Raw genomic sequence first — 23,171 nt, 5'->3', positions numbered from 1 at the left:
ATTTTGTCTCGGGTCGTTGTATAGGCGCAGAAACATCCGGCCGGATGCGAAACCGGCGCCGAGGGCGGCGCCGGGGAACACGTGGTTTACCAGACACTGAAAGGGATCATTGAGGGGTTCGGTACCCGACCCTCCTCGTCGCGAGGACGTAACGAAAGGATGTTTCAAACCGTGAACCCGAACCTGGGGCGGTCCGGGTCACGGACCCGGTCGCCTCGAGTTATCGCTCCAGGCGAAAAGCCTCGAGGCTCATGCGTTGCGGCAGCGTCTGTATCACTTGTTATGCGCACCGAGCAGGCCGCCCAGCAGCGAGGTCACGCTGCCCAGCGGGTTGCCCGGCGAGCTGCTGCCAGCGCCACTGCCTGTGGTGCTCGAGAGGCCCACCCCAACGCCTACGCCGGTAGTGGTCGTCGTTGCACCGGTCGACGGCGATTTCGTCGTCGTGGTCCCCGCGCCTACGCCTGCACCTATGCCTGCTCCGGTGATCGACGCGAGCAGCCCGCCAACCGGGTTCGCTGCACCCGTACCCGCGCCCGTGCCCGATGCCGCGCCGGTCAAGGCACCCGTCAAGCCGCCGACAAGGCCGGTGACCGATGCCAGCGGATTGCCCGCCGATCCACCCGAGCCACCTGATGCCGCGTTGGTCAGCGCACCCGTGAGGCCGCCCACCACGCCAGCCACGGGCGTCACTACGCCGGTGGCTACCGTGCCCACCGTGTTCGTCAAGCCGCCGAGCAAGCCTGCGAGCGGAGCGAGCGGGCCTGCGCCGGGTGTCGAGCCCGCGCCGCCAATAGCGCCCGTCAAGCCGCTGACCAGGCCTGCAACAGGCGCCAGCGGACCGGCTGAGCCCGGCGCCGCGCCAAGGCTGGCGACCGTGCTGGTCAAGCCGCCGACCAGACCCGTGACCGGAGCCAGAGGGCCGCCTGCGCCGCCCGCGCCGCCGATGCCCGTCAATCCTCCCGTCAAGCCGCTGACGAGACCCGTGATCGGGGCGAGGGGGCCGCCTGTGCCACTCGCGCCGCCTAAACCGCCTGTCAGGCCGGAGAGAATGCCGCTGATCGACGATAACGGATTCGTGCCCGGAGTGCCGTTCACAAGGCCGCCGGCCGATGCAAGCGTGGTTCCTGTCGCGGACACTACGCCGCCCAGACCGGTCGAGATGGGGTTGTTACCCGTCGATGCCACCGTGTGCCCCGCCGAGTCCAGTACGCCACCGAGCGTGGTGAGCAGGTTATTGATCGGCGCGCCAAGACCGGTGGCCGAGCCGACGGTCTGTGTCAGCGAGCCGGCCAACGCCGTGATCGGTGTGATTGCCGTGCTGACCTGCTGCGTGATCTGGCTGACTGCGCCCGTCGAAAGCGTCGTGCCGAGCGCGCCGCCGGTTTGTGTAACTGCATCGCCGAGCGTGCTTACCACGTTGCCCAACGGCGTTGTCACGGGTGCGAGCGGGGAGAGCGCGCCGCTGCCGACGCTTGTTACGAGATCGCCAGCGCTGCTGACAGCAGCACCCGCCTGCTGAACGACGTTACCGGTGCTGGCGAGCGTCGTGCCCACCGGGTTGACACTCGAACCGATCTGGCCGAGGCCTTGCGAGACGCCGTTGCCCAGGGCATCGACGGCATCGCCGAGATGCGAGACGACACCGCCTGCCGCCTGTGTCGTGGCGGGGCTGACGCCGGGAATGTTGGCGTTGCCGATGACCGTGCCTACGCCCGTCACTGCATTGCCCGCTGCAGATACAACGTTGCCCGCTCCGTCGGCTACGGCTGCAACGGGGGGCGTGACCGGCGTGCTGCCGCCTGTTCCTCCGCCTGTACCGCCACCGGTTCCTCCACCCGTACCGCCGCCTGTACCTCCACCCGTTCCACCGCCGCCGATGACCGTTCCACCGCCCGATCCGGTACCGCCGCCGCCCGTGCCGGCGCCTCCGCTACCAGCGCCCGACCCGCCGCCATTGGCGCCCCCGCCAGCGACCGTTCCGTCTCCAGTTCCTGTTCCACCTGAACCGGTGCCACCGCCCGAGCCCGTTCCGCCACCTCCAGTCGTACCGCTGCCGCCGCCGGTTGTCGGTATCCCGCCGGTTCCAGCGCTGCCTAATTGCTTGCTGGTTGAACCTGAACCGCCGCAGGCACCAAGGGTCAGCATGGTCGCGACTGCTGCGGTGAGGAGGGTGACGCGCAATGCGCCGCTTTGGATTTGGATGGTCTTCATAACGCCCTCGGATGGTATTTAGTTTTTTGCTTTTTGAACTGCCATCGTCTTATTGCAGGACCCGTGCCATTTGTATCAAGGAGGACGAAGGGTTGGCGCGCACAACGGGTTAACCAGACGGTATAAGGCCTGGCATGGCTTTGCCGGTAGTCGGGAGGTCTGGGGAAAATGAAGCGATGCCGTGCTGAGGGTTCACGTAACGTAACGTGGGGTGAAGGTCGTTACGTCTCAAGCCGTAACGCGCGTTACGCGTTCTGCAACACACTCGACGTTTAATGCGCACGTGGTCATGCACGATCACACTGCTTGTCTCCCGCGTGCAATGGCAGGCAGTCATTTAGCGGTAGTGCGAACGATTGCCAATATGGAGCCGTCACTGAGCCGTCATTTAGTCAACCGAATAATGCGTTTGAACTAGAGAGTACACGCTGGATAAAAAAATCATAAAGTTAATGAGAGGTCTTCCGTTAACTAGATGGTTAGCTGTCGGATCGTTTGGCTAATTAGACAAAAAATGACAGGTGGCGGTAAGTGTTTGACTACAAAGCCTTGTTGCGGCACAAACCTTACCGATCAAGGGTAACAACCGATGAAATTATTGCTTGGCACCCGTTGATTTCGAGATAACGTTCGGCTATAAATCGTTTCAAGGATGCATCATTTAACATCCTGACTGATGGAGGCACCATCGACTACACATCTGGAACCTGAGAGAAGCGGCAAATAAATCGCGCGCAACGACGCGCATCCAAGGCAAGCGGAGCTACGCCCGCGGGGAAGAGAGAACCCGCGGGCGGCGACCCAGAAAAATGCCGGATCATTTGTCACATGGCCATTAAAAATATCCGAGGAAAGCATCATGTCTAATTTGATCAAGCACTTCGTCAAAGACGAACGCGGCGTCACCGCTATTGAATACGCGCTTATTGCAGGGCTTATTGCGGCTGCACTCGCGGTGTCGATAGGTGACGTTGTCACTAAACTGCAGACCGTGTTCACGAATATCGTGACCGCGCTTTAGCGGAACGGGCTTCGCGCCGCCGGGCATCAGGCGTCACATTCTTCTCGCTAGCAATTAACTGTCTATGCCGGATTATTCGCCGGTATGGCTGGATCACTGCGTGTTGTTGCATTAGTTGCATTAATGCGCACACACGCAGGGGATCTGCTGCGCGCAGGCGTGACGTCGAGCTTTTCCAATCGGCTGCTTTAAATAGCGGCCGGCGGGATTAGTTTGCCTGGTCGAAGCGAGTTCACATCATGATTAACGCCGCGTTATTCATTAGCTGGGCGCTCGCGGTCGTTTTATTCGATTGCCGGTTGCGCCGCATACCCAACTGGCTCGTTATTGCGGGACTGGCTGTAGCTTGTGTGCTTGCCGCAAGCGGCCATTCCCCCTTTCACATCGACGTATCCGATGCCGCGCTAGGTCTCCTGGCCGGGCTCCTTGCGCTCTCGCCGTTCTACCTGATTGGCCTGATGGGCGCCGCCGACGTCAAGGTGTTCGCCACGCTCGGCGCATGGTGCGGCTTTCACGCGTTACCTGCGCTGTGGATCGTGGCCAGTATTGCCGCTGGTGTTCACGCGCTGTATTTGCTTGCGTCGGCGGTGATCGAGGGGAGGCGCCAGAGCGCTGAAAGTTCGTTGGAGTCCTCACCAAATACTGATGGTTACGTGAGCCGCCCTCGCGATGTCACCGGCGTTGAACGATCATCCCCGTACACCTTCATGGTCGGAGGCCGCCGCGCAACACCGTACGCCGCGTTGCTCGCCGTGTCCGCAATAGGAAGCCTGACGCTGCAAGTCTTTGAGGCTGCCCGATGACCCTACTCAACTCCGCGCGGCCCGTCTCGCCCGCCTGCCGGCGTGATCACGCACATTCCCTCGCACATGCCAAGCCGCTCGACGCTCGACGCCGCGCGCAGCGCGGAACCATGGCGGTGGAATTCGCCATCGTGTTTCCGCTTTTCTTCCTCGTGTTCTACGCGATCGTCACCTACAGCATGGTCTTCGTCGCGCAGCAGTCGCTCACGCTGGCTGCGTCGGAGGGGGCACGGGCGGCGCTGCGTTACCAGCCCGGTGCAACCAGCGCATCCAGCGCGCTCGCGCTGCGCGCGAGCGCGGCTTGCGCCACGGCAACGGGTCTGGTGAACTGGCTAGCGGGCAGCGCTCCCTGCACCGCGACGTATGCAGGATGCAGCTTCGACGCCACGATGCAATGCGTGAACGTCGCCCTCAACTACAACTACGCAAGCCGGCCGCTGGTGCCTCCACTGCCTTTGATCGGGTTGCCGGTGCCAGCAAGTCTCACTGCAAGTGCGATGGTGCAACTGAACCCGGAGAACCTGTTTTAAGCGGCTTTCACGTTTGAAACGACCAAGACGATCATGGCTAACATTACCCGCATCCTCGCTGTTTCCCTGATCGTGCTCGCCGCGTTGCTTGGCATTTTCGCGTGGTCGCTCTCTCGTCGTCCTCCGGCGCCGGTACCGCAAATCGTGCAGGGTCAGGCCAGTTTCCCGGTGGTCGTCGCCACGCGCGACCTCTCCGCCGGCAAGCCGATCGACGCCGATGCCCTGACGCTGCGGATGGCGCCGTCGCGCGGAGCCGGCGAGTTCGCCGATGCTACCGGCCTTGTCGGGCGCGTGCCGCTCGTCGCAATTGCGGCCAATACGCCGATCTCCGAGGCCAACCTCACCACCGGACTCGCCGATGCCATCGCGCCCGGCGAACGGGCCATCGCGGTGCGGGTCGACGAGGGCAATGCGGTGGGCAACCGGGTGCGGCCCGGCAATTTCGTCGATGTGTTTTTCATGCTCAAGCGCGATATGTCCGCCGGCCCGGGCACGGATGCGGAAGTGGAGGCAACGCAAGCACGGCTGTTGTTGTCGAGGGTCCGTGTGCTCAGTTTCGGCGATGCGACCCTTCCCGGCACGTCGGACGCAGCCGACGCCGCGGCTAACGCGGCCAATGCCCCGCGCGGTGCGGGGGCGCGTACGGCGGTGCTGGCCGTGCGCACTGCGGATATCGACGCACTCACGCTCGCCGAAGGCGCGGGGCGCCTGGTACTGGCGCTGCGCAATCCCGCCGATACAGACACAGCCGAACCGATTGCCATGGCGCCACTTCTCGCATCGATAAGGATATCGAACGATAGTGCGTCGCGTGCAGCCGCTGGTCTGTCGCTTCAGGCGCTGGCGGGTACCCATGGCGAGCGGTCGGCGCGCATGCCAGTCATCGCTCCGTTACCTGCCATGCCCTCGATGCCTGCGGCGCGTGCGCCGCGTGTCCAGGCGGTGTCGAATGATCTTGAGTTGATTCGCGGCGCGCATAGGGAAAAAGTGGCGTACTGAAAATGATCGCCGTGCCGTAAACAAATATAGAAGGGAGTGCAGAAGGACAAGTAGCAGCCAGCATCAAAAGGAAGTTCGGGGCCATGCCGCCGTATGGCGACAACGCAGTACGCAGTCGATATATAAAAAATCATGAAAGCCAAGGGTTTCTATCGAGGACGCAGCGTCTCTGGCGCACGTCGACTATTGCTCGCCGCGCTGGTATGCACGTGTGCGGCGGCGCCGCTCGCTGGCGCGAAAACTGCCGGGCCCGCAGCAGGCGCGACCGACTTCGCGTCGTCGCGGGTTATCGACATCGTGGTTGGCGCGCAGAAGCAGATCGCGATGGGACGCACGTTGCAGCGCGTAGCCGTGGGAGACCCCGCGGTCGCGGACGTGCTTTGGCTCAAGAGCAGCGGTGGCGCCAACGGCGGTTTATTGCTGGTCGGAAAAAGCGCGGGACGCACCGAGATGATGATCTGGGAGCGCGGTCAGAGCACGCCGCAGACCTACACGATCAACGTCGCTACACTGGCCGCCCATGAGTTGCTCGGCAGCGATACACCCGAGGTGGACGTGCTTGGCGGCACCGCGGTGGTCACGGGGTCTGCCGCGAGCATGGAATCGCATCAGCGCGCATTGACTGTAGCGAGGGAGTCGGTTGCGAGAACCGCAGCTTCATCCGAATCGTCATCGGGCGCATCCGGCAAGGGTCCGGGAGGGCAAAGCGGGAATTCACCGGACTCCTCTGCAACCGGGGACGGCAGGGGAGCCAGTACGAAGGACGGCGATGTCCTCGATGTCTCCACCGTAGCGACAAGTCCTGTCGTGCAGGTCGACGTGAAGGTGGTCGAGTTCAGCAAGGCCGTGCTGAAGGAAGCGGGTTTCAATCTCTTCAAACAGAACAACGCGTTTGCATTCGGCACCTTCTCGCCTTCGTCGCTGACATCATATACGGGCGGCGCGACCCCGAATTTGCAGGTCACATCCACGTCGCCAATCAGCAGCGCGTTCAACTTGATGGTGAACCTCGGTACTCGCGGAATTTTCGCGAATCTCAGCCTGCTCGAATCGAACAATCTGGCGCGCGTGCTGGCTGAGCCGACGCTTGTCGCGTTGTCGGGGCAGAGCGCGAGCTTTCTCGCCGGCGGCGAGATCCCGATACCGGTGCCGCAGTCGCTTGGAACAATCAGCATTGTCTATAAGCCCTACGGCATCGGACTGACGGTCACGCCGACCGTTCTCGGGCCACGGCGGATCGCGCTGAAAGTCGCGCCGGAAGCGAGCCAGCTCGACTTCACGCACGCGCTGACCATCAACGGTATCTCGGTGCCGGCCATCACCACGCGGCGCGCGGACACTACGGTGGAACTTGGCGACGGCGAGAGCTTCGTGATCGGCGGCCTGATCGATCGCGAGACGGCATCGAACGTCGACAAGGTGCCGGTGCTCGGAGATTTGCCGATCATCGGCGCGTTCTTCAAGACCTTGCAGTACACGCAGAATGATCGCGAACTGGTGATCATCGTGACACCGCACCTCGTTTCTCCGATAGCCAAGGGCGCTGTGCTTCCCGCGACGCCCGGCGAGCAATCCGAGCAGCGCGACGGCCCCGTGTGGCGCTCGTTCGTGGGTGGGATTGCATCGGGCGACGCGGTGCCGGGGTTCTCGAAATGACGGACGCAAGCGCTGATGGAGAGGGTGGCAGGCAAGTAGTGAAGACGCGTGCAAGTCCGTCCGCAACGATAAGCGCGGCGAGGTGTGCTGGCAGCGTTGCCCGCGCCGATGTGGCAGGAGAAAGCGGCGATGAACGCAAGAGTTCTATCTTTGACTGACGTAGAAGCGCGCTCTCCGGGCGTCCGGTTCCTGTGCGTCTGCTCGGATGCGGGACGCCGGGCCTGGCTCGCGCGCGCGCTGGGCACGTTGGGCGCGCTTGAACACGTGCCTTTCGACGCTGTCGCCCTGATGCCGAAGATATCGACGCTGGGCGCCACGATGGTGTTCATCGACTTCGCCCGTGCGCCGCTTGAAGCGCCCGAAGCCAGCATCGCAAGCGCGACGGCGATGGCAACCGCGGTGCACGATGCATTCCCGGGCTTGGCCATTGTTGCGCTCGGTTCTCTGCAGCAGTCGGCCAGCGCGATTGCTGCATTGCGCGCCGGCGTGCGTGATTTTATCGATGTTGAAGGGGAGCCTGACGAGGCACTTCGGATTGCGAAACAACTGATCGAGCAAGCCAACCAGTCCGCGAAGACGGAACACATTTCCAACCGGCACGGCCAGGTTACGGTGCTGCTTGGTGCGCGGGTCGGCATGGGCGTGAGCACGCTGGCGGCGAACCTGGCGGTGAGGTTGCAAAAACGTGGCGCGGCGGCGTCGAAGACCTCCGCGCTGCTCGACCTGGGCATCCCCGCCGCAGACAGTTCAGTGCTGCTCGACACACAAAGCGAATTCAATTTCGTCGATGCCGTGCGCAACCTGCGCCGCTTCGACCAGACCTTCGTTCATACGGCCTTCGGACGCCACGCCAGCGGCCTCGCGGTGACCACATTGCCGCCGGATCTAGGGGCGATGCGCGAGGTGTCGTATGCGTCGGCGGTGAATCTGGTGAACCGGCTGCGGACTTTCTTCGATCACCAGATCGTCGATCTCGGTGGCTTTACGAACCTCGAGTTCGTCGCGCAAATGGCGCGCGCCGCGGACAATGTGTGGCTGGTCTGCGATCCGAACGTGGCGTCCGTGGTGTCCGCCATGGAGTTGCTGGAAGGCATGCGTGTTCACGATGCCGCCGATGCGCCGCAGAAGTTGCATCTGGTCGTGAACAAGTTCGACGCGGCGCTGCAATTTGGCGCAGAGCAGATCGCGGAGCGGCTTGGGCTACCGTTGCTTGCGGTATTGCCTGCCCGCGCGCAGGCGCTTGGACGCGCGGTGAACCAGGGGCGCCTGCTGGCGGATATCGCTGAGCGCGATGCTTATGTGCGCGCGTTGGACCCGCTGATCGCGCGGCTTGGCGGTCACAAGATGGCCGCGGCCGACAGCATCACGCCCACATTCGTGCCGTTGCCAGACGGCATGGACGCCGATGCACTGAAGCAGAATACGGCGGATTTCGCCGGCGCGCCGGGCGGCTCAAAACAGTTCCTCAAGCGGCTCTTTCCCACTTTCACCAAGCGGTCATAGACGATGGCAAAAGACATCGAGTTCGCCGACGACGCCACTTCGTTCGCGCACACGCAGCAGTTCCAGGACATCAAGAACGCGGCGCACGAGCATCTGCTTACGCGGATTGAGGAGCTGGGTGCCGAGTTTGGACGATGGTCGCGCCAGGCGATCCAGCAGTTCGTTGACCTGGAGATCGACGGCTTCGTCCGGATGCGGCGCATTCCGCTGAACGAGAGCGAAGTGCGGCTGATCGCGGAGGCCCTGACGAAGGAGTTGGCGGGCTTCGGGCCGATCGAGGATCTGCTCGCGGATCCTGCGGTGGAGGATATCCTCATCAACGGCTTCGACGACGTCTACGTCTCGCGTCACGGCATGCTTGTGAAAATCCCGGTGCGCTTCGCAGACAACGCGCATTTGCTGCGGATCGTGCGGCGGATTCTCGCTCCGATCGGGCGGCGGCTGGACGAATCCAATCCCATGGTCGATGCGCGCCTGCCCGACGGCGGCCGGGTGAACGTGGTGATCGAACCGCTGTCGCTCGACGGGCCGGTGGTATCGATACGAAAGTTCCGGCGCGACCCGCTGCGCCCCGACGACCTGCTCGCGAACGGCACCTTCGATCAGGAGATCTGCGGGTTGCTCGACGCGGCGGTCGCTGCGCGCTGCAACGTGCTGGTGTCGGGCGGGACGAGTTCGGGCAAGACCTCGCTGCTCAACGCGCTCGCGTTTTTTATTCCGAAGCACGAGCGCGTGGTGACGATAGAAGACACCGCTGAACTCTCGCTCAATCACCCGCACGTGGTGCGGCTCGAAAGCCGTCCGGGCGGCTTCGACGGCGCGGGCGTGGTGTCGATTCGCGACCTCTTGCGCAACACGCTGCGGATGCGGCCGGACAGGATCATCGTGGGCGAGGTACGCGGCGGCGAAGTGCTGGAAATGCTGCAGGCCATGAACACCGGCCACGATGGTTCGATGGGCACCGTCCACGCGAGTTCGGCACGCGAATGTCTTTACCGGCTTGAGATGCTTGCAGGTTTTGCCGGCTTCCAGGGCACGGAGTCGAGCTTGCGCCGGCAGATTGCGAACGCCATCGACTTCATCGTGCAGATCGGGCGTTTGTCCAATGGGCGGCGGCGGATTTTGTCGGTGACGGAAGTGACGGGGCTCTCGGACAACATTGTCGCGACGCAGGAGTTGTACCGCTACGAGCCGATCATGGAAGGCGGCGAGGAACAGGACAACTGGGTCTCGCTCGGCATTCATCCCAGCTCACCCAAGCTTGCCAAGTACCGCCAGTCCCTCGGCAATGACAGGGGCGTAGACAGCTTCAACGACGGCTTCGGGCGAGGTGGCGGTGGCGGCGGTTTCGGCCGCTCCGGAGGAGGCTTCAATGTCTAGCGGTATCGGCCTCGTGCTGGTCGTGGCGCTGCTGTGCGCGGCCGGCGGGCTGCTGCTGTGGCAACGCGCGCAGGACAACCGCGAACGCGCGTTGACAGACCGTTTTGTTGATCGGCGGGTAGCGTCGGTACAGGGTGCAATGCCGGGCGCAACAACAGGCGCAACGCCTGCCCGGAACAGCCAGCGCACGCGTTCTGCCGCGCCCTCCGCTTTGCCGCCGAACGCCATGCAGCACGGCGTTCGCGAGCATACGCGCCATCTGCAGGCGCGCATGGCTTATGGCTTCGGCAATCTAATGAGCCGCGCGGGCATCGCCAGTTCGCGCACCTTTTTGTTGAGCACCGGCGCGGTGATTTTGCCTGGCGCGTGCTGGGTTGGTTTGCGTACGCATTGGCTGGTTGCGCTGGGTTTCGTCGTCTTCGGCGCGCTCTGCGCGTTTGCATTCCTCTCATGGCGCGCACAAAAACGTTATCAGCGGATCTCGCGCCAGTTGCCTGTATTCCTCGATGGCATCGTGCGGCTCATCACCATTGGCAACAGCGTGCCGGCCGCGTTCCAGGCCGCGTTGACCACCACCGATGCGCCGTTGCGCGACTGCCTCGACCGGGTCTCGCGGATGCTGCGCTCGGGTGTAGAAATAGACGTGGCGCTGAAGCACGTGGCCTCGGTGTATCGCGTGCGCGAACTGGAACTGGTCGGCTCGGTGCTGCGCATCTCGGTGAAATACGGCGGGCGCTCCGACGTGATGCTCGATCGCATGGCGGCGCTGATGCGCGATCTCGAACAGGCCGAGCGCGAACTAATTGCGCTGTCCACCGAGACGCGTTTGTCCGCCTGGGTGCTCGGGTTATTGCCGGCGCTGCTGGGCGGCTTCGTGATGATCTCCAACCCGTCGTACTTCCAGGCGATGTGGTCCGATTCATTTGGCCAGCGTCTTGTGTACGTGGCGGTGGTGCTGCAAGTGCTCGGCGCTTTCCTGCTTTACCGGATGGCGCGCCTGAAGGATTGAACATGACCGCTCACACTGTGTTCGCTCTTGCTTTGCTCGTCGCCGCGCTCGGATGCGCTTTGCTGGGCGTGCTCGCATTCACGGGCCTCGCGCGCATGCAGCGCGGCGCGCGTACGCTCGACCACGCGCTCGATCAACGCGCGGCCAGTTCGGCGGCACGCGCGATTGCAACGGGCAAGCTGGCGCCGCAGACAACAGACGCGAAGAATACGAGCGAGGCGAGGCGCGGGCGGCCCAAGGGTGGCCGCCTGTCGCGCCTGGCCGATGCGTTCAGCCATACGCTCAGCCTTATGGCGATGAGCTGGCTGGACACGCCGTTCGGTGCCATTGTGGTGGCGTCTGAAGACCGGCGATTGCTGGATCGATGCGGTTTCCTCAGTGCCAACACGCGCGCGCGTTTCTTCGCAGCGCGGATTGGCAGCGCCGCGCTGCTGCCGATGCTTGTGCTGGTCTGGTTCAACGGCGAACCTCGCCTCGCCATGTGGATGATCAGCGCACTCGGTCTCGGGTTCATGTTGCCGAAGTGGTTCGTGCGGCGCCGCGCGAAGGCGCGTCAACGCTCGGTAGCAAGCGAGTTGCCGATGTTCGTCGACTTGCTGCGTTTGCTGCAAGGCGTCGGCCTGTCGCTCGATCAGAGCCTGCAGGTAATGATCAATGACTTCGCGACAGTCCTGCCGGTGCTCTCGCAGGAACTCGCGCTGGCCCATCGGCAGTTCACCACTGGACGTACGCGTGAGCAGTCGCTGAGCCGGCTCGCGACGAGCTATGAGAACGACGACCTGAATGCCGTGATGCGGCTGGTGGTCCAGGTCGACAAGCACGGTGGCGCGGTACAGGAACCGCTGCGCCAGTTCGGCGACCGGTTGCGCGAGTCGCGCCGCGCGACGCTGCGTGAACGGATCGGCGCATTGACCGTAAAGATGACCGGCGTGATGGTGGTGACCTTGCTGCCCGCCCTGTTGATCATGACAGCCGGTCCGGGATTTATCGCCGTGTTCCATTCGCTTTCCACGATACATAAATAGACGTTGAAGAGACGTTGAAGAGAGTGACACCATGAAATCGATCGTAATTGACGCAACCAGGAACCGCCTGCCCACCGTTGTCCTGACGCTTGCCTGTACCGTTTTCGCGGGGCTGGGCGGCTGCGCATCGAAGATGGACAGCGGTTATGGGGTTGGCATACAGGCGGAGCGCGAGGCAGCGCTTCAGCAGTCGCAGCAGAAACAGGACGCGCCCGATACACCCGGTATGTATCTCGCGCTGATCGACCGGATGCAGTCGCAGGGTTTGTTCTATGCGTCGCTTGCGCACATTGACGCGTACGAGAAGCAGTATGGCTCGACGCCCGACACGACTCTGCTGCGTGCCGACGCCCTGCGCCAGACTGGTCAGGCCCAGGGCAGCGCCGATGCATACACGAAGTTGCTGAACACGCCGCTGGCAGCGCGGGGGTATCGCGGGCTCGGTTTGCTGGCGGGCGCGGCAGGAGAATTTGGTAAGGCATCCGAAGAGTTTGACGCCTCCACGCGCCTGCAACCAACCGACGCGCTCACACTATCGGACCTGGGTTACGCGCGCTTGCGTCTCGGTGATGTGGCGGGCGCTCGCGTACCGCTGATGAAAGCCGCGGAGCTGGCGCAGGACAACCCGAAGATCCTGAGCAATGTCGCACTGTTCCTGCTAGCCGAGGGGCAACCTGCCGCGGCGCAAGGGCTGATCGCGCAGCAGAAATTTTCGCCGGAAGTGCAGCAGGCGATCCGCACGGATGCGCAGCGCATTGCGGCGGCCTCGACACAGGCTACGCACGCACGGGCGGCCGAGGTTGCGGTGGCGACAACCGAGCAAGCGCGTGTTCCTATGGTCCGCGCGCCGCGGACGGTCGATTCGCTGCTCAACGCGCAATTGCCGCTGACCCAGACATACGATCAACCCGCCGCGATGTCGGCCAATCAACCGCAACTGGTCGTACGGTGAAGGAACGAACCATGAATGAGTATCGGACGGGGCGAGGGCGGGCCAGAGCGGCGAGTCAGGCTGCGGGATTGATGGTCGCGTTGGGCTTGATGTCGATAGCCACCCACTCGATGGCGCAGACGCAAACGCGTTTGACAGAGCAGCCCCGGGAGCAACTCCAGCAGCAAGCATCGGAGGCGCCAGCGGTTCAGGTAGCGCAGTCGCACACGGACGCGCCTGTCACGCAGATCGGTGACGCCGCCCACTCCCTGCTCGCGTTGCAGCGAAGCGGCCAGTTGGCGGCGCCGGCACAGCCAATGCTGGGTGTGGAAGCGAGTGCCGCGTACGCGCGTTATCTGAAGTCCTTCGACCACCCGATTCCTGAACATCTGGATTCATCGGTGGGCGCGGTAGGCGGTGGAGCATCGAACTGACATGGACCATCTGCCGACATCGCCGGGCAGACCGACACCGCGTGGCCGCAAGCGCCAGCGTGGCGTGGCAAGCGTGTTGGCGGCGTTCTGGCTGCTGGTAGCGGTCGCGGCGCTGGCTGCTATCGATGTGGGTAATGTGTTTTATCAACGACGCGTCATGCAGAGCGTGGCGGACATGGCGGCGAATGCGGGCGCCCAGGTCGTCGACAACGCCTGCTCGCGCGCCCCGGCCACCGCGCTCGGCAGTGCGGGCGCGAACGGCTTTAACGCGTCGGCGCCAGGCAACTCGATCACCACGACCTGCGGGCGCTGGGCCCCGACGCTCTATGCCGGCCCGAGCTACTACGCGGCGAACGCTACCCCGAGTAATGCGGTGCAGGTGACGGTGTCGAAGCAAGTGCCTTATTTCTTTCTGGGAGCAGGGCGCATAGTCAGCGCGACCGGACTTGCGCAAGCGGTCAACGTGGGGGCATTCACTATCGGCACGACTACGGCAAGCGTCGATCCTACCGTCATTACCGGTCTGCTGAACGCCATGCTCGGGACGAATATCAACGCGTTGCAGATATCGGCGGCGGGTTACGCGGGTCTTGCCCAAGCGCGTATTCAGGTAGGCGATCTTGTCACGGCAGCGGGCGTGGGTACCGTGAACCAGTTGCTCGCGACGAACGTTACCGCCGGGCAATTCGTCAATCTCATGCTCACCGCGTTGCAGACCACACAGGTTGCGAACGCGAATTTATCGGTGGCGCTTGGCGCGTTGCAGGCCGTCGCGAACGCGAATATTCCTGGCTCGCAGACCTTCGCTATCGGTGCGGTGAATGGAGGAACGGGTCTCCTGCAAGTTGGCCTTGCTGACACGCAGTCCGCGCTCAGTGCAACCATCAGCCCGCTGGACGCATTGTTTGTCGCGGCCGACATCGCACAGGCTGGAAAGTCCGCCGTGAACGTGTCGACGGTTCTGAACCTCGGGGTGGCGACGGCGACATTGCAGGTGCAAGTGATCCAGCCACCGGTCCTGGCCGTTGGTGAGGCCGGGAAGACGCCGGCAGGCGCATGGCGCACGATCGCGACAACAGCGCAGGTGCGGGCGTTTCTGAAGGTGACGCTTGGCGCGTTACCGGGACTGCCGTTGGGGCTTGGCGCCCCGATAGTGACGTTGCCGGTCAACGTGTACGTGTCGCCGGGAACGGCGTGGTTGAGTTCCACGCAGTGCTTGTCGACCAAGGCATCAAGCAACTCGGTGGTCGGTGTTCAGACCGGTCTTGCGAACGTGTGCATAGGCGATGCGCCCACCAACCTCTCCGCGTCCACGCCCTACAGTTGCGCGCCCGCGACTCTTGTCAACGTGCTCGGTCTTATCACCGTTCAGATGGCCACATCGCTTCCGGCTGTGGTACCCAATGCTGCATCGATGACATTCGATGGCATTGTTGGCAATGCTGACGATTATCAGACGACGAACTCGAACCAGGTGGGGGGTGTGCTGTACAACGCGACGACGGGTTTCGCCACGCAGTTGTCCGCCCAGAACGGACTGACCGTGACGGTACTCGGGATCAAGCTGCCGCTTGGTTCAGCCGTTGGCCAGATACTGATAGGTTTTGTCGTGCCGCTGCTGACGCCCGTATTCAATGCCTTGGACACGGTTCTTATGCCCGTGCTGCAACTCCTCGGCGCACAGATCGGCGTGAGCACCGTGCATGACCTGTCGCTGACGTGCGGCCAGTCGCAGCTTCAGTATTGAACGCATGACTGAACCCGCGGCCCGCCGTTGCCGTTAACAAAGTAACAATGTAACGAATGCAAGTAACCAACGTCCACGCGATGAACACCCGCAACGGGCGGCGAAGCCACAAGATGCAAGCCATGAGAATCGAGAGAATGAGACCAGCGACAACAATCGATGACCTCGATATTTACGTGTGGGAAGGCAAGACGGATATCGTCGAGCAGGTGGTGCGCTGCATGTCGGGTTTCGAAGTCGATGTGATCCGCGCCGACGGCATGTCGATTGCTGTGGGCCAGGATGCTCAGCGCCAGGCAATCGCGGTGGTGAGCGTCAGCGTGATCGACACGGGCGCATTCGCATTGCGCGATTGGGAAGCGCATCGCGGCATGCCGGTGATCTGGGTGGGCGCGGCGCCGCGTGAGCGCGACACCAGCGTTTTCCCGACCGACTACTCGCATATCCTGCCGCTCGATTTCACCGGCGCCGAGTTGCGCCGGATGGTGGCGAAGCTTGCCCAGCAATTGCGCGCGCATGGGGAGCAAGTGCAGGAATCGAGTGCGCTGATCGCGAATGCGGAGTGCATGCAAGCATTGCTGCGCGAAGTGCAGACCTTCGCTGATTGCGACACCAGTGTGCTCGTGCATGGCGAAACCGGTGTGGGCAAGGAACGCATTGCGCAGATGCTGCACGAACAGCACAAGCGTTATTCAGAGGGACCGTTCGTGCCGGTCAATTGCGGCGCGATTCCCGATGGCTTGTTCGAATCGCTGTTCTTCGGTCACGCGAAAGGCTCCTTCACCGGCGCCGTGATCGCGCACAAAGGCTACTTCGAGCAGGCAGATGGCGGCACCCTGTTTCTCGATGAAATCGGCGATATGCCGCTGTATCAGCAGGTCAAGTTATTGCGCGTGCTGGAAGACAGTGCGGTCACGCGGATTGGGTCGACCATGCCGGTCAAGGTGGATTTCCGGCTGGTCGCGGCGACCAACAAGAGCTTGCCGCAACGGGTGAAGGACGGTGATTTTCGCGCGGATCTTTACTATCGGCTGGCAGTGATCGAGTTGAAGATTCCGTCGCTGGAGGAACGCGGGGCGCTCGACAAGATTGCGTTGTTCAAGTCGTTCATCGCGCAGGTGGTGGGGCAGGAAAAGCTCGCGACCTTGCCCGAGTTGCCGTACTGGCTGGCCGATGCTGTCGCTGATAGTTATTTCCCCGGCAACGTGCGCGAGTTGCGCAATCTGGCGGAACGCATAGGCGTGACCGTGCGGCAAGTGGGCTCATGGGACACCGCGCGCCTGCAGCGCCTGCTCGCGCTTGCCCGCACCTCGCAGCCGGTGCCGCCGGAGCTGAGCGCTGAAGTGATTGTTGACCGCAGCAAGTGGGATATGAACGAGCGCAACCGCGTGCTGGCCGCGCTGGAGGTGAACGGCTGGCGTCGTCAGGACACGGCGGGTTACCTGGGCATCAGCCGCAAGGTGCTGTGGGAAAAAATGCGCAAGTTCCAGATCTTCGACGAAGAACCTGAAACGCGCATTGTGAGTTGAGACGTTGCAGGCGGAGGTATCGAATCCAACGGTCTCGCCGCTTAGTTTGACGTCTACGCCAGCGCCGCCGTCAACGTAGCGAACGTACGTTCGTCGGTGCGTTCGAATTGCAGCGGCGTCACCGATACGCGTCCCGATGCGACCACCGCCGTCTCGCTGTCGGCTGCATTTTCGCGCGGACCGCGCTGGAAACGCAGCCAGTGATATTGCAGGCCACGCGGATCGATTTGCGGCAGGACGTCGATACCTTCCACCAATCCCACGCCCTGGCGAGTCGGGGTTAGCGGGCCGGCCAGCGCGGCGTCTATATCCGGAAAATTCACGTTGAAGCAGGTCGGCGCATTGTGTTCGATGGCGAGCAGCGAGCGGATCACGCCGGGCGCGAGTTCGCGCGCGGTATCCCAGCGCACGTTGTCGCGGTCACTGAAAGTCTGGCTCAATGCAATGGATGGCAAGCCGAGCAGCAAGCCTGTCATGGCCGCGCCGACCGTGCCGGAAAACATGGTTTCCACACCCAGGTTCGCGCCGCGGTTGATACCCGACAGCAATAGCGTGGGGGGCGCGTCCCGCATCAGATGCCGCACGGCCATCACCACGCAGTCACCCGGGGTGCCGAGCACGCCGAAGCGACGCTTGCCATGCTCGCTCACGCGCAGCGGCGAATGAAGGCTGATGGAATGCGACGTGCCGCTTTGGTCATGCTCCGGGGCGACGATCCACACTTCGTCCGCGAGTTCGGCGGCTACCGCTTCGAGCACGGCGAGGCCGGGTGCGTCGATACCATCGTCGTTGGTCAGCAGAACGCGTGCAAATCTGGTCCGGGAAGCGGGTATTGCAGCGGGCATTGCAAATCTCCTTTCGATTGAGGGAAAGCGTCACTCAATCGATTATTCCAGAGATCGCGATGCGGGGTGAAAGCGTGAGCGGCCAGCGTGAACGAGTGCGTTTGTGAATAGCGTCCTGGCTGGATCTACTTGATGCCGAGTCCGCGCAGCACTGCGTTGCCGTCGTCGGTCAGGCGGAACTTGGATTCGCCCGGCGTGGGCGATACCATCTCCACGTAGCCGTATTCGCTCAGCGAGGCAACGTCGGGAGGCGCGGCCATTGCGTCGATCGGCGCATGCAGCAGCAATAGCAGCGTGGCGATCTCGTGGTGGCTGAGTAATCGTTTGATGGCCCGTACTGGAGCCGATGCGTCGCGGAGGTTCATGACGAACTCCTTTCGTTAATGCTTTGTCTTTGTGTATCGTGCAGCGCGTCGATCGCACCATGTCGCACCACGCAGCGGCGCGTGAAGTTTCGATGAAGTTGGGGCAGGGTATCGGTCAAGTCTTAGGCGAAACTTAAAACAGACCAAAAGCCACGTATGCCCCCGGTCTGAACACGCGCCATGAACGCAATCGAGTGCGGGCTAAAAATTGTAAGCCGGGTTAACGGGGCTGAACGTGGTGTCGTCGAATGTCTTCGGTACGATGGTCTGGAACACGATGCTTTCGAAGATATTGCCGTCGTTGTCGAAGGATTCCGCCGTCCGGAAATATGGCCGCCTCAGGTCCAGTCCCAGGACTTCTTTCTTGGCGTAGAACTCGGGCTGTCCAGAAGGGGTTTCGTAAGTGAAGGCAACCACGCGGGCACCATCAATCGTTTTCACTTCGATGTCCTCGGCGCGCATGACTCCGGCGTCGGCGAATTTCTTGCCTTCGGCGAGGAACTGCTGCGTGATGTATTCGGTACCGAGATCGCGGACCGAATGGCGCGATTGCGAGCGCGCGAGCGCGCCGTTGAGTGAAGTCCAGAGTGCAATCACCTTTAGCAAACCGCCTAGATGACCATACATTTCATCGGGGCGAGCAGTTTCGTCGTAGAGAATCTCCTGACCCGCGTGTGCGCCGTCCGGCAGCCATTTTGCGTAGACCCGCAGCGGGTCGCGTGTCACGCGCACCAGCATGTGGTCGGCCTGATCCGGCCATTGGCCATGGATACGCTCACGACGAAGCATGGTGAACTCATACGACGGATAACCGTTCGGGCCGTCCTTCAGATAGCGCGGCAGCGCCAGGGGATCAAGCGATTTGAACAGCGAAACAAGCGCCGGGTCACTCATGTTGGCCAGCATCCCGCTCCGCGCGGCGCGACTCAGCCAGCGCACCTGGCTATCGAGCGGGAGTTTGCCGACCTGCGCCGCGGGCGTCTTCGGCGGCGTACTCGTTGCGCCGGCGGAGAGCGCCGGACCGGCTGCGGAGGTGGCGGCGGACGTCGGCAGTGCGATCGTGGCCGTTGCCGTGCTCACCGCCTCCTGCGCGCTGGCGGACACGGCTATGGCTGACAGGGCGAGGGCAGCGAGCAGACTCGAGACCCAGGCGCTTGCGCGGATCAGCTTGCGGTTTTGGCGGCGCCGTCGTGCTCGGTGCATGAAGTTCTCCGTGGTCCGTTCGTTCTGCTTTGGCTGCTTTGCCGTTGCGCAGTTCACGGCGAAAACCTTTCCATGTCTTAGAACGCATCGGGGAGACCGGAAATTCCGGCGCGTTGCGTTTTTATCTTCAGATTCTTCAGATGGATGCCATCGACAAATCCTGCCGGGTCGTCAGCCGGTATCAACGCTCGAGAATGGCGACCACCCCTTGTCCGCCTGCCGCGCAGATGGAGATAAGCCCACGGCGCGTGCGCGTGTCGCCTGGCTCCCGTGCTGGTATCGCCAGCATTTTGGCAAGCGTCCCCACGATCCGTCCACCTGTCGCCGCGAACGGATGACCCGTTGCCAGCGACCCGCCATTGATGTTCATGCGGCTGTGCTCGATCGACCCGAACGGGCCGTTGAGCCCAAGTTGCGTGCGGCAGTATTCCTCGTCTTCCCACGCCGCGAGCGTGCACAGGACCTGCGCCGCGAATGCTTCATGGATCTCGTAGAAATCGAAGTCGGGCAGCGCCAGTCCCGCGCGTTCGAGCAAACGCGGGACGGCATAAGCAGGCGCCATCAGGAGACCTTCTTTCTTGTCGAAGAAATCGACGGCCGCGGTTGCCGAGAACGTGAGATAAGCAAGCACAGGCAGGTTGCGCGCCGCCGCCCATTCTTCGGACGCCAGCAGCACCGCTGATGCGCCATCGGTGAGCGGCGTGGAATTGCCGGCCGTGAGCGTCCCGGCGTCGCGGTCGAAGACGGGTTTCAGCGCAGCGAGTTGCTCGGGCGTGAGATCCGGCCGCAGGATGTTGTCGCGTGAAAGACCTTTGTACGGTGTCATCAGGTCGTTGAAAAAACCGCGCTCGTACGCGGCCGCCAGCTTTCGATGACTGTCGAGCGCAAGCGCGTCCTGCGCCTCGCGCGATATCTTCCAGCGCTTGGCCATCAACTCGCAATGTTCGCCCATTGAAAGGCCGGTACGGGGTTCGCTGTTACGCGGCAGCGCGGGTTTGATCAACATGCCGGGACGCAGCTTCGCCAGCGCGCTCATGCGCTGTGCCGTGGACTTGCCGCGGTTCGCTTCGAGCAGGATCTTGCGCATCCGTTCGTTCACGCCAATAGGCGCGTCGGAAGTCGTATCCACGCCGCCCGCAATGCCTGCGTCGATCTGTCCGAGCGCAATCTTGTTCGCGACCAGGATCGCGGTTTCAAGGCCCGTTCCGCACGCCTGGCTCACGTCGTAGGCGGGCGTTTCCCGGGCAAGGGTGGTGGACAGCAACGCCTCGCGCGTGAGATTGAAGTCGCGTGAATGCTTGACCACTGCACCCGCCGCGACTTCGCCGAGCCGCAGGCCGTGCAGATCGTATCGGTCGATCAGGCCTTGCAGCGCGAACGTCAGCATGTCCTGGTTCGATGCCGTCGAGTACGCCGTGCCGGAGCGGGCGAACGGGATCCGGTTGCTGCCGAGGATCGCCACGCGACGTACGGCGGGAGGGGCGCTCACAGTCATGATGAGGTCTCGTCGAAGGATACGGCGGGCGCTTCAAGATCGGCTTCAGTCGGAACGGGTAGTTTAGGATACCGTATGATTTTGTACAAAGCGCGGACCGCATCGCAGCGTTCGCCCACGACGAGCGCCGGAATCATGGCAATTCCCATTCGAAGCGGCCGCGCAAATGAAGTCGCTCACCTGCCAGATCGCGTACTTCAAAGTCACGTCCTGCCGCCGATAAAGCCGCGGTCCACAACGTGGTTTCAGCGGGCAGGAAAATGGGTGACTTGAAGTCGCCTTGCACATCAGCGGCACCGAGCTGCTTCGACGGTTGCAACGCCGAGAGCGCACGCCCAAGCGTCCACATGCCATGCGCGATGGCGCGCGGAAAGCCGAACGCTTTCGCCGCAAGGGCGTGCAGATGAATAGGGTTGAAGTCACCGGACGCTTTTGCATAGTCGCGGCCGAGTTGTGCGGGAAGCTGCCAGCGCGCTTCACGGATCAGTGCGGGCGCAGTGGAGTCGGCCTGAGGAGCGGAGGCATGACGGTGACCCGGAACACCCCGCTTCAGATACACACTGTCCGCATCCCAGACCGCCTCCCCACCGCGATAGATGCGCGTATGCAGCGTGAACGCCTGCCCCTTGTCGTGAGCCACCAGCGCGCCGCTTTCTACTTCGATGCGTAATGCCTGTCCCGAGTACAGCGTACGCCGCAAGCGCACGCTGTTCGATACATGCACGAGACCCATCGCGGGCCATGGAAAAGCGGGATCGGTGAGCAGCATAAGGTGCAGCGGAAACGCGATCACGTGAGGGAAGGTGACAGGCACGCCTTGCTCGGGGATAAAACCGCATACGCGCGCATAGCGGCCGATCTGTTCAGCATCCAGCGCCACGCTTGGACGCACGAGGCGCAGCGGCGGTAGTTCCGCAACCCCGTCTGCGCGCTTGAAAATACCCTGCAGCGCACGGCCATAGAGTTTTGCGGGCGGCGGCAGCGACTCGATGATCACCGTGCGCATGCGCGGCGAGTTTGACGGAACCGGCATGCCCATGGTCATGCTCCGATCAGGCTTTGTCCGCACACGCGCACCACGTTGCCGGTGATGCCGGCGGAAGCCGGACTGGCGAGCCACGCGATCGTCTCGGCGACGTCCACAGGCTGGCCGCCCTGGCTCATCGAATTCATGCGTCGTCCGGCTTCGCGAAGTCCCAGCGGAATCCGGGCGGTCATCTGCGTTTCGATAAACCCCGGCGCCACCGCATTGATCGTGATGCCCCGTGCGCGCAGTGGTTCCACCATGCTTTGCACGCGGCCGATTACGCCGGCCTTCGAGGTCGCGTAATTGGTCTGGCCGAGATTGCCGGCAATGCCGCTGATCGACGATACCCCTATGATCCGGCCGCCCGCGTGCAGCACGTTATGATTGAGCAACAAATCGTCTATGCGCTCCTGCGCCGAGAGGTTCACATCGATCACGCTGTCCCACGCGGCCTCCGTCATCTTCGCGATGGTCTTGTCGCGCGTGATGCCGGCGTTGTGCACGACGATATCGATACCGCCCACGGCCAGCAGCGCGGCCGCGATGGTCTCGGGCGCTTCAGGCGCGGCGATATCCACAGCGAGCGCCGTGTGCGCCCCTTGCGACGGCCATGCATCTTCCAGCGCGAGCATGGTCTGGTCGAGCGCGTCCTGAGCCTGAGGGACATCCAGCCCGATCACGTGTGCGCCACGATCGGCGAGCACCTGCGCAATCGCCGCACCAATCCCGCGTGCCGCGCCCGTCACGAGCGCACGTTTGCCCGCGAGCGGCTGGTTCCAGTCGGCGGGCTGCGTGACCGGCGTGGTGTCGATATGCACGACCTGACCCGATACATACGCCGAGCGTGGCGAAAGCAGAAAACGCAGCGCGCCTTCAATATCGGCGCCGGGTTCTACCTGGACCAGATTCGAAGAGATGCCGCCGCGCGCTTCCTTGCCGAGTGAACGTGTCATGCCTTCCAGCGCCCGTTGCGCGGTCCATGCTCGCGGTGATGTGCAGGATTGTGGCTGCCGTCCGAGGACGACGATACGGCCGCTCTTCGCCACCGACCGGATTGCATCGTGGAAGAAGCTGTAAAGCGCATGCAGTTGCGTGCTGTCGGTGATACCTGTTGCGTCGAAGATCAGCGCCTGTACGCGATCGTTCGGCGCCGCGCCGGGCGAGCGCGGTTCGAAGCGTCCGCTCATGGCGCCATGTCTTGCCGCGACGGACAACCAGCCGAGCGCGCTTTCGTGAGCGACGCTCGTCATGCCGATGGAAGTCAGCAGCGTAATCAACGGCTCGAACAGCGTGGGCGACGGACCCGCTCCGATCGCTGCTATACCGCCGAATTCCGGGCGTCCCTGCGCATGCCGCCGCAATACTATCGGCTGTGGCAAGCCGATGGAACGCGCGACGCTCGCGCCGAAGGGAGAATTGACGAAGTCGAGATAGCGATCTTTCATGCCTGCCTGAAAA

At 63.0% G+C, this 23,171-nt stretch carries 20 protein-coding genes; 13 read left to right on the top strand and 7 right to left on the bottom strand.

Annotation, left to right across the window (positions count from 1 at the left end; all coding sequences use genetic code 11):
* Window positions 1-273 precede the first annotated feature (273 nt).
* On the bottom strand, window positions 274-2,211 hold the full coding sequence (locus ACSQ8V_RS11530; RefSeq protein WP_436205802.1) for a collagen-like triple helix repeat-containing protein: 1,938 nt from the start codon (window positions 2,209-2,211) through the stop codon (window positions 274-276).
* Between the two features lie 859 nt (window positions 2,212-3,070).
* On the opposite strand from ACSQ8V_RS11530, the gene ACSQ8V_RS11525 reads away from it, so the two are divergent.
* From ACSQ8V_RS11525 to ACSQ8V_RS11465, 13 genes are all read left to right on the top strand, one after another.
* Window positions 3,071-3,232 carry a Flp family type IVb pilin gene (locus ACSQ8V_RS11525; RefSeq protein WP_213761650.1) on the top strand — a complete coding sequence of 54 codons (162 nt, stop codon included), beginning with the start codon at window positions 3,071-3,073 and terminating at the stop codon, window positions 3,230-3,232.
* A 239-nt stretch (window positions 3,233-3,471) separates the two neighbouring features.
* On the top strand, window positions 3,472-4,035 hold the full coding sequence (locus tag ACSQ8V_RS11520) for an A24 family peptidase (protein WP_436205801.1): 564 nt from the start codon (window positions 3,472-3,474) through the stop codon (window positions 4,033-4,035).
* 110 nt (window positions 4,036-4,145) lie between these two features.
* Window positions 4,146-4,565, top strand: coding sequence for a TadE/TadG family type IV pilus assembly protein (locus tag ACSQ8V_RS11515; RefSeq protein WP_436206643.1), 420 nt, complete (start codon window positions 4,146-4,148; stop codon window positions 4,563-4,565).
* A 33-nt stretch (window positions 4,566-4,598) separates the two neighbouring features.
* Window positions 4,599-5,564: a Flp pilus assembly protein CpaB gene (gene cpaB / locus ACSQ8V_RS11510; protein WP_436205800.1), complete on the top strand. Its 966-nt coding sequence runs from the start codon at window positions 4,599-4,601 to the stop codon at window positions 5,562-5,564.
* Window positions 5,565-5,696: 132 nt separating this feature from the next.
* Window positions 5,697-7,220, top strand: coding sequence for a type II and III secretion system protein family protein (locus tag ACSQ8V_RS11505; RefSeq protein WP_436205799.1), 1,524 nt, complete (start codon window positions 5,697-5,699; stop codon window positions 7,218-7,220).
* 150 nt (window positions 7,221-7,370) lie between these two features.
* Window positions 7,371-8,723, top strand: coding sequence for a fimbrial protein (locus ACSQ8V_RS11500; RefSeq protein WP_436205798.1), 1,353 nt, complete (start codon window positions 7,371-7,373; stop codon window positions 8,721-8,723).
* A gap of 3 nt (window positions 8,724-8,726) precedes the next feature.
* Window positions 8,727-10,103 (top strand): CpaF family protein, encoded by a 1,377-nt coding sequence (locus ACSQ8V_RS11495; RefSeq protein ID WP_213761644.1) that lies wholly within the window; start codon window positions 8,727-8,729, stop codon window positions 10,101-10,103.
* Window positions 10,096-11,112: a type II secretion system F family protein gene (locus tag ACSQ8V_RS11490; protein ID WP_436205797.1), complete on the top strand. Its 1,017-nt coding sequence runs from the start codon at window positions 10,096-10,098 to the stop codon at window positions 11,110-11,112. Before ACSQ8V_RS11495 ends, ACSQ8V_RS11490 begins: the two co-directional genes overlap by 8 nt.
* A 2-nt stretch (window positions 11,113-11,114) precedes the next feature.
* Window positions 11,115-12,137, top strand: a complete 1,023-nt coding sequence (locus tag ACSQ8V_RS11485) for a type II secretion system F family protein (RefSeq protein ID WP_436205796.1) — start codon at window positions 11,115-11,117, stop codon at window positions 12,135-12,137.
* A 133-nt stretch (window positions 12,138-12,270) separates the two neighbouring features.
* Window positions 12,271-13,089: a pilus assembly protein gene (locus ACSQ8V_RS11480; protein WP_436206642.1), complete on the top strand. Its 819-nt coding sequence runs from the start codon at window positions 12,271-12,273 to the stop codon at window positions 13,087-13,089.
* Between the two features lie 11 nt (window positions 13,090-13,100).
* Complete coding sequence (locus ACSQ8V_RS11475) at window positions 13,101-13,502, top strand: DUF3613 domain-containing protein (RefSeq protein WP_436205795.1); 402 nt, start codon at window positions 13,101-13,103, stop codon at window positions 13,500-13,502.
* A 1-nt stretch (window position 13,503) separates the two neighbouring features.
* Complete coding sequence (locus ACSQ8V_RS11470) at window positions 13,504-15,249, top strand: TadG family pilus assembly protein (protein WP_436205794.1); 1,746 nt, start codon at window positions 13,504-13,506, stop codon at window positions 15,247-15,249.
* A gap of 137 nt (window positions 15,250-15,386) precedes the next feature.
* On the top strand, window positions 15,387-16,778 hold the full coding sequence (locus tag ACSQ8V_RS11465) for a sigma 54-interacting transcriptional regulator (RefSeq protein ID WP_436205793.1): 1,392 nt from the start codon (window positions 15,387-15,389) through the stop codon (window positions 16,776-16,778).
* A 53-nt stretch (window positions 16,779-16,831) separates the two neighbouring features.
* On the opposite strand, the gene surE is transcribed toward ACSQ8V_RS11465, so the two are convergent.
* From surE to ACSQ8V_RS11435, 6 genes are all read right to left on the bottom strand, one after another.
* Window positions 16,832-17,623, bottom strand: a complete 792-nt coding sequence (gene surE, locus ACSQ8V_RS11460) for a 5'/3'-nucleotidase SurE (RefSeq protein ID WP_436205792.1) — start codon at window positions 17,621-17,623, stop codon at window positions 16,832-16,834.
* 125 nt (window positions 17,624-17,748) lie between these two features.
* Window positions 17,749-17,988, bottom strand: coding sequence for a hypothetical protein (locus tag ACSQ8V_RS11455; RefSeq protein WP_213761638.1), 240 nt, complete (start codon window positions 17,986-17,988; stop codon window positions 17,749-17,751).
* 201 nt (window positions 17,989-18,189) lie between these two features.
* A complete protein-coding gene (locus ACSQ8V_RS11450) occupies window positions 18,190-19,191 on the bottom strand; it encodes a DUF1571 domain-containing protein (RefSeq protein ID WP_213761637.1) in 1,002 nt (333 codons plus the stop codon).
* 181 nt (window positions 19,192-19,372) lie between these two features.
* Window positions 19,373-20,686, bottom strand: coding sequence for an acetyl-CoA C-acetyltransferase (locus tag ACSQ8V_RS11445; RefSeq protein ID WP_436205791.1), 1,314 nt, complete (start codon window positions 20,684-20,686; stop codon window positions 19,373-19,375).
* A 133-nt stretch (window positions 20,687-20,819) separates the two neighbouring features.
* The gene (locus tag ACSQ8V_RS11440) at window positions 20,820-21,725 is read right to left on the bottom strand and encodes a MaoC family dehydratase (RefSeq protein ID WP_436205790.1); all 906 of its coding nucleotides are present in this window, start codon (window positions 21,723-21,725) and stop codon (window positions 20,820-20,822) included.
* Between the two features lie 2 nt (window positions 21,726-21,727).
* Window positions 21,728-23,158 carry a 3-oxoacyl-ACP reductase gene (locus tag ACSQ8V_RS11435; protein WP_436205789.1) on the bottom strand — a complete coding sequence of 477 codons (1,431 nt, stop codon included), beginning with the start codon at window positions 23,156-23,158 and terminating at the stop codon, window positions 21,728-21,730.
* Between the last annotated feature and the right edge of the window lie 13 nt (window positions 23,159-23,171).

This window comes from Caballeronia sp. LjRoot31 (assembly GCF_964253885.1).
GTDB lineage: Bacteria > Pseudomonadota > Gammaproteobacteria > Burkholderiales > Burkholderiaceae > Caballeronia.
This window is presented reverse-complemented; position numbering and strand designations above follow the sequence as displayed.

Coding starts and splice junctions, on each gene's coding strand:
- ACSQ8V_RS11490 (WP_436205797.1), top strand. CDS start 10,096: ATGTCTAGCGGTATCGGCCTCGTGCTGGTCGTGGCGCTGCTGTGCGCG.
- ACSQ8V_RS11450 (WP_213761637.1), bottom strand. CDS start 19,191: ATGCACCGAGCACGACGGCGCCGCCAAAACCGCAAGCTGATCCGCGCA.
- ACSQ8V_RS11530 (WP_436205802.1), bottom strand. CDS start 2,211: ATGAAGACCATCCAAATCCAAAGCGGCGCATTGCGCGTCACCCTCCTC.
- ACSQ8V_RS11520 (WP_436205801.1), top strand. CDS start 3,472: ATGATTAACGCCGCGTTATTCATTAGCTGGGCGCTCGCGGTCGTTTTA.
- ACSQ8V_RS11470 (WP_436205794.1), top strand. CDS start 13,504: ATGGACCATCTGCCGACATCGCCGGGCAGACCGACACCGCGTGGCCGC.
- ACSQ8V_RS11440 (WP_436205790.1), bottom strand. CDS start 21,725: ATGGGCATGCCGGTTCCGTCAAACTCGCCGCGCATGCGCACGGTGATC.
- ACSQ8V_RS11475 (WP_436205795.1), top strand. CDS start 13,101: ATGAATGAGTATCGGACGGGGCGAGGGCGGGCCAGAGCGGCGAGTCAG.
- surE (WP_436205792.1), bottom strand. CDS start 17,623: ATGCCCGCTGCAATACCCGCTTCCCGGACCAGATTTGCACGCGTTCTG.
- ACSQ8V_RS11515 (WP_436206643.1), top strand. CDS start 4,146: ATGGCGGTGGAATTCGCCATCGTGTTTCCGCTTTTCTTCCTCGTGTTC.
- cpaB (WP_436205800.1), top strand. CDS start 4,599: ATGGCTAACATTACCCGCATCCTCGCTGTTTCCCTGATCGTGCTCGCC.
- ACSQ8V_RS11435 (WP_436205789.1), bottom strand. CDS start 23,158: ATGAAAGATCGCTATCTCGACTTCGTCAATTCTCCCTTCGGCGCGAGC.
- ACSQ8V_RS11455 (WP_213761638.1), bottom strand. CDS start 17,988: ATGAACCTCCGCGACGCATCGGCTCCAGTACGGGCCATCAAACGATTA.
- ACSQ8V_RS11465 (WP_436205793.1), top strand. CDS start 15,387: ATGAGACCAGCGACAACAATCGATGACCTCGATATTTACGTGTGGGAA.
- ACSQ8V_RS11525 (WP_213761650.1), top strand. CDS start 3,071: ATGTCTAATTTGATCAAGCACTTCGTCAAAGACGAACGCGGCGTCACC.
- ACSQ8V_RS11495 (WP_213761644.1), top strand. CDS start 8,727: ATGGCAAAAGACATCGAGTTCGCCGACGACGCCACTTCGTTCGCGCAC.
- ACSQ8V_RS11480 (WP_436206642.1), top strand. CDS start 12,271: ATGGACAGCGGTTATGGGGTTGGCATACAGGCGGAGCGCGAGGCAGCG.
- ACSQ8V_RS11505 (WP_436205799.1), top strand. CDS start 5,697: ATGAAAGCCAAGGGTTTCTATCGAGGACGCAGCGTCTCTGGCGCACGT.
- ACSQ8V_RS11485 (WP_436205796.1), top strand. CDS start 11,115: ATGACCGCTCACACTGTGTTCGCTCTTGCTTTGCTCGTCGCCGCGCTC.
- ACSQ8V_RS11445 (WP_436205791.1), bottom strand. CDS start 20,686: ATGACTGTGAGCGCCCCTCCCGCCGTACGTCGCGTGGCGATCCTCGGC.